This is a genomic window from Roseibium sp. (genome assembly GCF_025698965.1).
GTDB lineage: Bacteria > Pseudomonadota > Alphaproteobacteria > Rhizobiales > Stappiaceae > Roseibium.
This window is the reverse complement of record NZ_JAILWL010000178.1, coordinates 1-11,596: the sequence shown is the minus strand read 5'-3', so window position 1 is coordinate 11,596 and position 11,596 is coordinate 1. Positions and strand designations below refer to the sequence as shown.

General features: G+C 54.1%; 10 protein-coding genes and 1 pseudogene. 7 read left to right on the top strand and 4 right to left on the bottom strand.

The features are described 5' to 3' along the window. Both K5905_RS15575 and K5905_RS15570 read right to left on the bottom strand, forming a co-directional pair. Window positions 1–689 (bottom strand): branched-chain amino acid ABC transporter permease (locus tag K5905_RS15575; protein WP_297585550.1); only part of this gene is annotated, 689 nt, incomplete at its 3' end. Between the two features lie 86 nt (window positions 690–775). Next, complete coding sequence (locus tag K5905_RS15570) at window positions 776–2,122, bottom strand: substrate-binding protein (RefSeq protein WP_297585549.1); 1,347 nt, start codon at window positions 2,120–2,122, stop codon at window positions 776–778. Window positions 2,123–2,610: 488 nt separating this feature from the next. Here K5905_RS15570 and K5905_RS15565 point away from each other — a divergent pair, with 488 nt between their 5' ends. Genes K5905_RS15565 through K5905_RS15540 form a run of 6 tightly spaced genes read left to right on the top strand, consistent with a single transcriptional unit; the run spans window position 2,611 to window position 8,920 of the window. Further along, complete coding sequence (locus K5905_RS15565) at window positions 2,611–3,219, top strand: pyridoxamine 5'-phosphate oxidase family protein (RefSeq protein ID WP_297585548.1); 609 nt, start codon at window positions 2,611–2,613, stop codon at window positions 3,217–3,219. Then, a complete protein-coding gene (locus tag K5905_RS15560) occupies window positions 3,186–3,818 on the top strand; it encodes an AAA family ATPase (protein WP_367186970.1) in 633 nt (210 codons plus the stop codon). Before K5905_RS15565 ends, K5905_RS15560 begins: the two co-directional genes overlap by 34 nt. A gap of 51 nt (window positions 3,819–3,869) precedes the next feature. Next, window positions 3,870–5,912 carry a M3 family metallopeptidase gene (locus K5905_RS15555; RefSeq protein ID WP_297585546.1) on the top strand — a complete coding sequence of 681 codons (2,043 nt, stop codon included), beginning with the start codon at window positions 3,870–3,872 and terminating at the stop codon, window positions 5,910–5,912. Window positions 5,913–5,962: 50 nt separating this feature from the next. Further along, window positions 5,963–6,361, top strand: a complete 399-nt coding sequence (locus tag K5905_RS15550; RefSeq protein ID WP_367186969.1) for a DUF423 domain-containing protein — start codon at window positions 5,963–5,965, stop codon at window positions 6,359–6,361. Between the two features lie 58 nt (window positions 6,362–6,419). After that, window positions 6,420–7,853 carry a cytochrome P450 gene (locus K5905_RS15545; protein ID WP_297585544.1) on the top strand — a complete coding sequence of 478 codons (1,434 nt, stop codon included), beginning with the start codon at window positions 6,420–6,422 and terminating at the stop codon, window positions 7,851–7,853. Beyond that, a complete protein-coding gene (locus K5905_RS15540; protein ID WP_297585542.1) occupies window positions 7,850–8,920 on the top strand; it encodes a hypothetical protein in 1,071 nt (356 codons plus the stop codon). Before K5905_RS15545 ends, K5905_RS15540 begins: the two co-directional genes overlap by 4 nt. 4 nt (window positions 8,921–8,924) lie before the next feature. On the opposite strand, the gene fghA is transcribed toward K5905_RS15540, so the two are convergent. Continuing rightward, on the bottom strand, window positions 8,925–9,752 hold the full coding sequence (gene fghA / locus K5905_RS15535) for an S-formylglutathione hydrolase (protein WP_297585541.1): 828 nt from the start codon (window positions 9,750–9,752) through the stop codon (window positions 8,925–8,927). Between the two features lie 176 nt (window positions 9,753–9,928). Next, the gene (locus K5905_RS15530) at window positions 9,929–11,041 is read right to left on the bottom strand and encodes an S-(hydroxymethyl)glutathione dehydrogenase/class III alcohol dehydrogenase (RefSeq protein ID WP_297585540.1); all 1,113 of its coding nucleotides are present in this window, start codon (window positions 11,039–11,041) and stop codon (window positions 9,929–9,931) included. Between the two features lie 391 nt (window positions 11,042–11,432). On the opposite strand from K5905_RS15530, the pseudogene K5905_RS15525 reads away from it, so the two are divergent. Further along, a pseudogene (locus K5905_RS15525) lies at window positions 11,433–11,596 on the top strand (sarcosine oxidase subunit beta); the annotation flags it as partial.

The window sequence follows — 11,596 nt, the reverse complement described above, 5'->3', positions numbered from 1 at the left end:
ATGCCCAGCAGGCCAACCGTGTCTCGGTCCGCCATACCCGCACGCACAACCATGCCGAATGTCGTGAACTGCAAGAAAGCAAAGACAGCACCTATCACCACACCGGCAAAACCGAGATACACCATGCGCCAGTAAGGGTAGACGATCACGCCGGGATCAAAACCGAGAACAGCACCAATATCGGCGGCGCCGCGTACCGCGACAGGTGCGGTTTGCGGGATGGGGTTCGCGCCGAAAATTGATTTGATGATTTCCTGCAAAACAATCGCAAGGCCGAAGGTCACCAGGATCTGATCGGCATGCGGCCGGTTGTAGAAGTGCTTGATCAGGCCGCGTTCCATGATGAAGCCGATCAGCAGCATCACAGGGATGGCAAGCAAAATGGACACGGGAACGGAATAATTGAGGATCCAGGCACCAAAATCGCCAAGATATGCCTCGACATAAGGGGTCCGTACTTCAAGCGGCGTACCCCAGGCAGTTGTTTTTTCCGGATCTACCGTTACCACCTCAAGGCTGAGCAGTTCATTGAACGTCACAGCGCAAAAAGCGCCGAGCATGAACAAGGCCCCGTGGGCAAAGTTGACGACCCCGAGGGTCCCGAAAATCAGGGTCAGCCCGAGAGCAATCAACGCGTAGGCGCCGCCCTTATCCAACCCGTTGAGCAGTTGTAGAAAAATCACATCCATGGTTTTGCCGCTAGTTGCTAAGCCTTTGCCCCCTAAAAACAACAGCCGCCGGTGGACACACCTCCGGCGGCTGCTTTTTCAAGATGTTAGGCGCCGTTGTTGCACGCACCGAGTTCGCCACCGAGCATGTCTGCCGGGTACTCGACCTGCGACCGCGGAGTGACTTCCACGACTTCCAGAACGTCGAATTGAGAGCTCGGGTTTTCCTTACCCTTCACGACCAGAACATCCTTGAAGCACTGATGGTCCTCAGCGCGATACAGGGTCGGCCCGTTGCCCATGCCGTCGAACTCGAAACCTTCGAGAGCAGCTGCGAGTGCGCACGGCTCGAACGTTCCGGCCCGCTGTGCGGCGTCGGCATAGAGAAGCGCCTGGACATAGCAGGTGTGGGCTGCCTGGCTGGGCGGGAAGCCATATTCCTGGCCGAAGGATTTCACGAAAGCCTTTGAGCCTTCGTCCTGCAGCGACCAGTGCCAGTTCGTGGAACCGAAGATACCCTTGACGTTTTCGCCGGCACCTTGTGCCATCAGCCGGGAATAAAGCGGAACAACGATGGCAAAATCCTTGCCGTTGACCTGCTTGTCCCGAAGACCGAACTGAACGGCCTGCGTCAGGGAGTTCACCATGTCCTTACCGTAGTGGTTCAGGACCAGAACATCGGCACCGGAGTTCAGAACCGGAGTGATGTACTGGGAGAAGTCACCGGCACCGAGCGGGGTCCGCACCGCAGCCGCGGTGTTCCAGCCCATGCCTTCGGTGTATTTCTTGATGGACCCTTCCTGTGACCAGCCCCAGGTGTAATCTGCTGTCAGGTGATACGCGGTACGGTCGGTACCGAAGGCGTTTTTCAACACAGGAGCCAAGGCCGCACCGGACATTTCCGTATTGAAGAAGTGCCGGAAACCGTTTTTACGTTTGTCCTTACCCGTGGTGTCGTTAGAGTGCGTCAGACCGGCCATAAAGATAACACCAGCTTCCTGACACAAAGACTGAACCGCGATAGCAACACCAGAAGACGATCCGCCGGTAATCATGACAGCGCCGTCTTTTTCGATCATGCGCTTGGCAGATGCACGGGCCGCGTCAGATTTGGTCTGAGTATCACCCGTTACGTAAGCAACCTTCTTACCGTTGACGCCGTTGCCCTCAAGGGCCTTGGAGCTGAAGGTGTTCAGCATGCCGCCGTCGCCTTCGCCGTTAAGGTGTTTCACCGCAAGCTGATAGGCGCGCAGTTCGTCTGCACCCTCATCGGCATATGCGCCAGTTTGAGGAACGTTGAAGCCCAAAGTGACTTCAGCCCCAGTCGGCTCGTTCAGATAGCCCGCGGACCATGCTCTGCTGGTGAAAATGGTCGGTGTAGCCAAAGCGGCACCACCGACTGCACCTGCGCGCAAAATAGAACGGCGATTGAGGGGTTTACGAATTAAGCTCATTCTTTCCTCCCAGAAAGGCATGACGGTCCACCTCGGACGCGCCTGCAGTAGCTGTACAGCCGCAAACAATCCTGGCCTGTTCCCCGACCGGAATTCCGGTTCCTCTACGCCAAAACTGCATGCTGAACGAACTGTAGAAAGAACGATTACTGATCAGCAATACGACTATCGGCGCGTCTCGCTCGACGACTTATTATACTTTTGAAGTATTCATGACGAACTTCCTGAACATCAAACGATTCCATTTCGCATTGCAGCATCAATAATTCGGAACACTTCCAACGATTTATTTGTTTTCATTTCGGCAGTGCAAAGTTCCGTGCACGTCACAACCAAAAACAACCTGATAATCAGCAACTTAGACCAAAGTCTCAGACGCGAACCACGGTCTGTGCCTTTTTGTGCGATTTGACCCGTCCAGCCAGTGGCAGATAAAGTGACCAATCCCTACCCCACCCAGCGTTTTCAATCTTTTCAGGTTCTGATTCATGACCATATTGGCGTCGCTCGACGAACTTCACGCTCATTACGGCACAACAGGGGAAGCTTCCTTGATCAAGGAAATCAGCTACCTCAGCCCTGCCTACAGGAAAATCGTTGAAACCTCGGCTTTTTGCGCGCTCGCAACCTGTGGTCCGGAGGGATTGGACTGCTCTCCGCGAGGTGACGAAGGAGCCGTTGTCCGGATTAAAGACGACAAAACGTTGCTCATGCCTGACCGGCGGGGAAACAATAGAATCGATTCCCTGCGCAACATTATCCAGGACCCGAGAGTTTCACTCATGTTTATGGTTCCCGGCTGGAACAATGTGCTCAGGATCAACGGCAAGGCGGTAATTTCCGTCGATGCGGATCTTCTCGCTTCATTTGAAAAGGAAGGCAAACTTCCGCGGTCCGTAATCATGGTGACGATTGAAGCTGTTTATTTTCAGTGCGCCCGGGCTCTCATGCGCGCCGGTCTTTGGAAAACTGAAAACCAGATTTCCAAAGGCGACTTGCCGACCCCCGGATTGATCATGAATGAAATCAAGGAAAGCTTTGATGGTGAGGCTTACGATCAGGCGTGGCCGGAACGCGCAGCCAAGAGCATGTGGTAGACAGGGCCTTGCAGGGACGGACCGCGACACCAGGGGAACTGTACATACTGTCAGGCTGCTCAGGGGGTGGGAAATCTTCGCTTCTTGAGAAGATGAGTGCGCGCGGGTACCGCATTGTGCCGGAAGCCGGCCGCAGGGTGGTTGCCGAAGCTCAGTCGGTTAATTCAGACGCCCTGCCCTGGGTGTCGCCACTTTCCTTTGTCCGGGCCTGCGTCAGCCTGCACCTGAAAGACCTTGACTCACTGGAAGCCGGTGAAGGTCCGGTTTTGCTCGACCGCAGTCTGATCGACGTCATTTCCTACCTCAAGTTCAAACACTTGCCTGTTCCGGCGGATCTTGAAGACCTCCTGACGACACCGAGATATGAACCTTGTGTCTTCATGACGCCTCCATGGCCTGAAATCTTCAAGAACGATCGAGAACGCAAGGCTGCATATCCAGAAGCGGTCAAAGAACATGACCATCTTTGCCGGACTTTCGCCAAACTTGGCTTTACGCTGCTGGAGGTGCCCAAACGGTCAATTGAAGAACGGGCAGACTTCATTAAACGTCATTTATCGTGCATGGACACGGGAAGGAAAACACTTGGCACCGAATGAAACAGCCTCCATATCAGACAAACACTTTCAAGCTTCCAATTGAGGACCCCCATGACTTCCAATCCGCTTCTCGCCGACTGGGCCACACCGTTTGAATTGCCTCCCTTTGAAGACATCGACCCATCCCACTTTGAGGAAGCGTTCGATGCGGCGATGATTGAGGCGCGTCGCGAGAGCGATGCGATCGCGGAACAGGAAGATGCTCCAACATTCGAAAACACGATTACCGCCCTTGAGCAGTCAGGCAAGGGACTGACCAAGGTCGCGAGCACCTTTTTCAATCTGACGAGCGCTGACACCAACGATGCCTTGCAGAAAATCGAGCGTAGTATCGCACCGAAACTTGCCAAACATTCTTCAGACTTGCTGCTGAACGCAAAACTCTACAGCCGTATCGCCACGCTTTGGGAGAACCGGGATTCCCTTGAGCTTGACGAGGAAGAAGCAAGAGTACTTGAGCGTTACCACAAGATGTTTCAGCGGGCCGGGGCTGGCCTCGATGAGGCCGAGAAGTCTCGGATGGCTGAAATATCGCAGAGATTGGCGACCCTCGGCACCAGTTTTTCGCAGAACGTCCTGAAAGACGAAGCGGATTTTCAATTGGTTCTGGAAAGCGAAGAAGACCGGGCCGGACTACCGGATTTTCTGCTGACGGCCGCCGCCGCCGCCGCAAAGGAGCGCGGCCTTGAAGACAAGCACGTCATCACTCTTTCCCGCTCGTCAATCGAACCCTTTCTGCAGTTTTCGACAAACCGCAAACTGCGGGAAGAAGCTTATGCTGGCTGGACAGCGCGTGGGGAACGCGGCGGTGAGACGGACAACCGGGAAATCATTACAGAAACCCTTGCTCTTCGCGCTGAAAAGGCCAAATTGCTCGGCTTCGAGAATTTTGCTGAATTCAAGCTTGATGACACCATGGCGAAAACTCCAGACAATGTCCGCGAACTCCTGACAAAAGTCTGGCAGCCGGCAGTCACTCAGGCGCGGGACGAGGAAACAAAGCTGGCTCAGATGGCCCAGGGCGGTGGTGAAAACCATCCGATCGAAGCCTGGGACTGGCATTTCTATTCAGAAAAGGTTCGCAAGGCTGAACACGATCTGAACGAAGCCGAATTGAAGCCTTATCTTCAACTCGACAACATGATCGAGGCTGCATTCGACACTGCTTCACGCTTGTTTGGTCTTTCGTTCAAAGAACTTAACAATGTGCCGGTTTATCATCCGGACGTGCGTGTCTTTGAAGTTCTCGACAAAAACGGGCGGCATGTGGGCCTGTTCCTGGGAGACTATTTCGCGCGACCATCCAAGCGATCTGGAGCGTGGATGAGTGCTTTCCGTTCGCAGCACAAGCTTGACGGCGACATCACACCAATCATCGTCAATGTGATGAATTTCTCCAAAGGTGCGCCTGGCGAGGCAGCATTGCTCACATTCGATGACGCCCGGACCCTTTTCCACGAATTTGGTCATGGCCTCCATGGTCTCCTGTCCGATGTCACGTTCCCCATGATTTCCGGAACCGGGGTTGCGCGAGATTTCGTCGAACTTCCGTCTCAACTCTACGAGCATTGGCTGTCTGAGCCTGAAGTCCTCTCCAAATTTGCCGTGCACTACAAAACCGGTGAAACAATGCCGAATGAGCTTCTGGAAAAGCTTCTTGCAGCAGCCAATTTCAATCAGGGTTTCGCGACGGTTGAGTACACCGCGTCGGCACTCGTCGATCTTGAGCTCCATCTTCTCAACGACCCCAAGGGACTTGACCTGGAGGAATTCGAGAACCGTGAACTTGGAAAAATCGGCATGCCGGATGCGATAAAAATGCGTCACAGGATTCCGCATTTTCAGCACATATTTTCAGGTGACGGGTACTCGTCCGGTTACTACAGCTACATGTGGTCGGAAGTCATGGACGCCGACGCTTTCGGGGCATTCAAGGAAGCTGGAGACGTCTTTCATTCCGAAACAGCAGAAAAACTGCACACGCATATCTATTCGGCCGGAGGCCGGCCAGATCCGGAAGAAACATATATTGCTTTCAGAGGACGCGCGCCGAAGATCGACGCCCTGCTCAAAAAGCGTGGTTTTGCCGCCTGAGAAACGGTGCCGGCCTCGCCGGCCGGCGCCGTTCCGGATTTGAGGACATCATGATCAAACCCATGTCATCGCCTTTAGAACCAACCACAAAACTGTTGCGTTTCTGCCTTGTCTTGAGTGGGTTCACAGGTGCCTTGGGTGTAGTGAGCCTTGCGCTTTCGGCCCATGCCTCTGCTTCCGGATTGCTGACAACCGCTGCGCAAATGCTGTTGTTTCACGCACCTTTGTTCCTAGGGATCGGCCTCTTGTCTCAGATACGCAAGGTCCCTCTATTGCCTTTCGTTGCAATTTGCCTGACTTGCGGTCTGCTTCTCTTTTGCGGAGATCTTTTTTCAAGGGTCGTGTCGGGTCAAAAGCTGTTTCCGATGTCCGCGCCTCTTGGCGGCATACTTGTGATCATTAGCTGGGCGGGTCTCGCTCTGAACGCTTTACGTGTTATGCCGAAGTAACTAAAAACTTCTCCCGAGGGTATATCGGATACGCCCGCCGTTAATTTGGATTTTTCTTGTGACTCTATCTTCGCAACACTCTCGAGATGCCAAATCCACCGAAATCGGGGAGGCATCCTCCGGCGGAGACTTTATCCCTCCCTACCCCTTTCGTTACGAAAAAATGCCTCCGGTCTGGACCCTGGTCGGCATGGCAAAACGGAACTTTCTTTCGGTCTGGGGACTTGAGGATTTTCAAGGTCGGTTAAGAAGCAAAAGAGTTTTCATGCGCGAGCTGGTGGTATGTAACCGACCGGATGTTGTGCGGGAGGCTTTTCAGACCAACCATGAAGCTCTTCAGCGCAAAAGCCCGCAAATGCGCCATGCGTTGGAACCACTGCTCGGAGATGGCCTGTTCATTAGCGATACCGAGACCTGGGCGAAGCGCCGCAAGGTCGTTGCACCGATCATCCACGGCTCCCGTGTCAGGGGCTTTGCACCGATCATGACCGACACGATTGAAGAAAAACGTAACGAATGGTCCACACTGGGTGAAGGGGCGGAAATCGACGCCCTGGCCGAAATGGCACATCTGACGGCAGAGATCATCTGCAGAACAATATTCGGACGCGAACTCGGCAAGGACTACGCCTCCGAAGTGGTTCAAGGCTTCTCCGATTATCAGCGTCACATAGATCAGATAGACCTGTTTTCTCTACTAGGTCTGCCAGAATGGTTGCCCCGGTTTCGCGGTCGAGCAATCAAAAAACCGGTCGAACGCATTCTGACCGTGCTCGACGAAATCATCGACAGCTATCAGGCCCAAAAACAAAAGGGTGAAGCGTCGGTTATAGGCGGATTGCTGGAAGCTCGCGACGATGACGGCGAACCACTTAGCCGGGAAGCCATCCGAAGCGAGGCTGCGGTTATTTTCATGGCCGGTCACGAGACGACAGCCAACACGCTGGCGTGGGCGTGGTTCCTTCTTTCTCAATGCGAACGATCCCGAAAAAAGCTCCAAGTTGAACTCGATACAGTATTGGCCGGCAAGACCCCAGGTTTTCAGGACGTCGCCAATCTGCCCTACGCAAAGGCAGTCATTGAAGAAACACTTCGGCTGTATCCGCCGGTCCCTATTCTGGCGCGAGAAGCCATGAAAAAAACGACAATCGGCGGCAAGTCTATCTCCAAAGGTTCGCTGGTTATGGTTGTTCCGTGGCTCATGCACCGCAATCCCGTGCTGTGGTCGAAACCAGACACTTTCGAACCGGAGCGGTTCCTGGATCCCAAAGCGAAGAAACCAAACAAATACGGATATGTCCCGTTCAGTATTGGACCCCGCATTTGCGCCGGATTACAATTTGGCATGACCGAATCCATTTTGAGCCTGGCGATCCTTGCTCAAAAGTTCGATCTGAAACTCAAGGACGGCGCCGACATTCAGCCGGTTGCTCGACTAACCCTTCGTCCTGGTGACAACTTGCCGATGACATTGCACCCCAGAGCTAGATGAACAAACCACTTCGACTGGAAGATATTCCGTTCCAAGAAACCTTGGCGGAGGAGCCGTCCGCACCACCTCTTGGTGATATAATCGCACGCGACCCAAAGTCGCGAGAAACAGCCCGTCTCCATTGGTTCCGGCATACGAAGGACGGCGTACTCAATTCGATTTTTCACACCGGTCTCAAATATTGCCCAAGCTGGTTCGTTTCCGAATTTGGCCGTGGCCTGGCTCCTCTTGCGCGCTGGTCTTACCGTCGCAAGGTGTTCCCCAATCGCATCAAACGAAATTTCTCGGCTCTGACTCAAGGGCGCTGGAGCGATCCAGAGCAAGAAAGTCACGCGCTGGATCGTTGGTGGCAGAACATCGGTCGAACCATTTCGGAGTTCTCTGTTGTAAATGGCTTGTGGCGCAAAGCTCGGATTTCAGTCGAAGGAACTGAAAATCTGAAAATTGCGTTGGAAACCGGCAGACCCCTGATTTTCACATCCATGCATATTGGAACCTGGGAGGCCTTGTTCGTAGCAATACACAAAGGGCTGGCAGGTCCAAGCATCGGACCATTTCAACCGGAACCGAACCGCTTCAAAAATCGGCTCATTCACACCATCAGAAGAAAGCGCGGGCAGTATTTGTTCCCTCCGGGGCAACGATCTGCCTTTCGGCTGCACCGACTGATGAAGACAGGTCAATATTCCATGACCATCTTCATAGACGAAGTTCGCGACAAGCAGGTTCACATGCCGATGTTCGGCCGGAAGGCTCCCGACAAAGGCAATGCCGTTGTTGCCGTAAAGGTTGCCAATGCCTGCGACGGGATCATTGTCCCGACTTACCTGACCCGCGTCGGTCCGGCGCGTTTCAGGATGACTGTCCTGCCTTCCTTACTAGGTCAGGAAGCACATTCAGGTTACGAAGTCGGTGAAACCGTAAACAAGCTGAACGACATTTTCGAACCGATCGTGCTCAAGCATATCGAGGAATGGTACATGCTTGGAGAACTACGCCTGTCGGGGAAATTTGAGCTAGGGCGTTATGCCAAGTTGCTTGCTCAAAAAAACGCCGAGTTGCGATAACGCCTCAGGCTTTCAGGCGTTCTGCATGCCACTTGACGTGATCGCGTCCGAAAGTCGAGACAAAATAGTAGGAATGGTCATAGCCACTCTGCAAGCGATAACTGTGAGCGGTTTTTGTTTCGACAAGGGCTTTCACCAGAGCTTCAGGCTTCAGCAGATCATAGAACTGGTCATCCGCGCCCTGGTCGATGAGAACGTCGCCAGCCCATCCCTTTTCCTTCAGCAGCACGGCAGCGTCATGTGCATCCCAGGCACCTGCATCCGGGCCGAGATAAGCTTCAAGCTGCTTTGTGCCCCAGTCCGACTGTGTCGGATTGGCGATCGGTGCAAAAGCTGACAGGGATTGGTAGTGCCCCGGATATTTCATCGCCAACGTCAGAGCACCGTGCCCCCCCATCGAATGGCCGGTAATGCCGTGATGGACGGAGATTGCGAATTTTTCTGTCACGAGATCCCGCAATTCACTCGCGATATAGGCTTCCATCTGGAAATGAGAACTCCAGGGTGCCTGGGTCGCATTCACATAAAAACCGGCCCCCTGCCCCAGATCATAGGCCTCGTCATTGGCGACCTCATCACCACGCGGGCTCGTATCGGGGAAGACAATGGCAATGCCGAACTCTGCCGCATGAGCCTGCAGGCCAGCTTTCGTCATGGCGTTCTCGTGAGTACAGGTCAGCCCTGAAAGATACCAGAGACAAGGCACCGGACCTGCGACAGCCTGCGGCGGCAGATAGACCGCGAATGTCATCTCGCAGTCACAGACGTCGGACATGTGGCTGTAAACGCCCTGGATGCCCCCAAAGGCCTTGTTTTCAGAAATGGTTTTCATGAAAGTGCTACTCACTTAACGCTATGCGATCCCATCGAAGGCCTGTTCGCGCTGTTCCGCATTGCTAAAGAACACCGCCTGCTGACAATCAATGAATTGAACATGTCTGAGGCCGCAGAATTCAAATCTGCTGCGACCTGAATTGAAAAAAGGCCGAGCTTCCCCGGCCTTTCTTGTCAGTACACAACAACCGAGCGGATCGATTCACCGGCATGCATAAGATCGAAGCCCTTGTTGATGTCTTCCAGTGGCATGGTGTGGGTGATCATCGGATCGATCTCGATCTTGCCGTCCATGTACCAGTCGACGATTTTTGGAACATCGGTTCGTCCACGCGCGCCGCCGAAGGCGGTGCCTCGCCAGGAGCGGCCGGTCACGAGCTGAAACGGTCGCGTCGAGATTTCGGCACCTGCCGGCGCAACACCAATAATGATGCTCTCACCCCAGCCTTTGTGAGCCGATTCCAATGCCGTCCGCATCACCTGAACATTTCCGGTAGCGTCGAACGTGTAGTCAGCGCCACCCTTGGTCAGATCGACCAGGTAAGGCACCAGATCTCCATCGACCTCGCTCGGATTGACAAAGTCGGTCATGCCGAAACGGGTCGCCATCTCGACCTTTGCAGGATTGAGGTCGACACCAACGATCTGGTCGGCTCCGGCAAGTCGCAATCCCTGAATAACGTTTAGGCCAATGCCGCCAAGCCCGAATACGATGGCCCGGGAGCCTTCTTCCACTTTCGCCGTGTTGATGACAGCGCCAATTCCGGTGGTGACACCGCAACCAATGTAGCAAACCTTGTCGAACGGCGCGTCCGGGCGGATTTTGGCCAGAGCAATTTCGGGAACAACCGTGTAGTTGGCAAAGGTTGACGTGCCCATGTAATGCAGAATCGGATCACCATCGAGCGTTGTGAAACGTGAAGACCCATCCGGCATCAGACCCTGGCCCTGCGTTGATCGAATCGCCTGACAGAGGTTTGTTTTCGGGTTGAGGCAATACTCACAGTTCCGGCACTCTGGCGTATAGAGCGGGATCACATGGTCGCCCGGTTTCAGAGTTGTCACACCAGGACCGACTTCAACAACAACACCAGCGCCTTCGTGGCCAAGGATTGCCGGAAACAGGCCTTCGGGGTCAGCTCCGGACAGCGTGAATTCGTCCGTATGACAAATGCCGGTGGCTTTGACTTCCACCAATACTTCGAAAGCCCGTGGACCTTCCAGGTTCACGGTGGTGACTTCGAGCGGTTTTCCGGCCCCGACGGCCACTGCGGCACGAACTTCCATGGATGGATCTCCCAATTCTAGTGTTTGAGGCAGAGTTACCGTCCCTTGTATCAAATGCAAGAACCGAAACGGCATTCGATGTCGGGATTACGCAATTGAAAGCAGAAACGGCGAATTTCCCGCCTGCGCCCAGCATCAAGAAAACCAAATATTTCGGGGAATTAGGACCAGAGGAAGTGAACGCTGCAACGGCTTTCGACACCTATGTCGTATTCTGACAAGCAAGCGACCGAAACCTGATACGCAAGCTGGTTCGCAATCGGGAATATGCCGCTCATGGAGGGGTTCCGATCATTTCGGTATGGTCGCACCCTGATTAATTTAACAAGGCAGGCATTCTCCCCATTCTCACGGGAAGGAAGTCGCCTGAAACGTGCGGAGCCGCTGTTTTATGAAGCGTTATTCCTTCCTGGAACTGGCGAAAAACGCCTTTTCCGCGCACCAGAACTGGGGGCGCCAATGGCGCGCGCCCGAGCCGAAGGCCGAGTATGACGTTGTCATCGTCGGCGCTGGTGGTCACGGCCTTGCAACGGCCTATTATCTTGCCAGAGAACA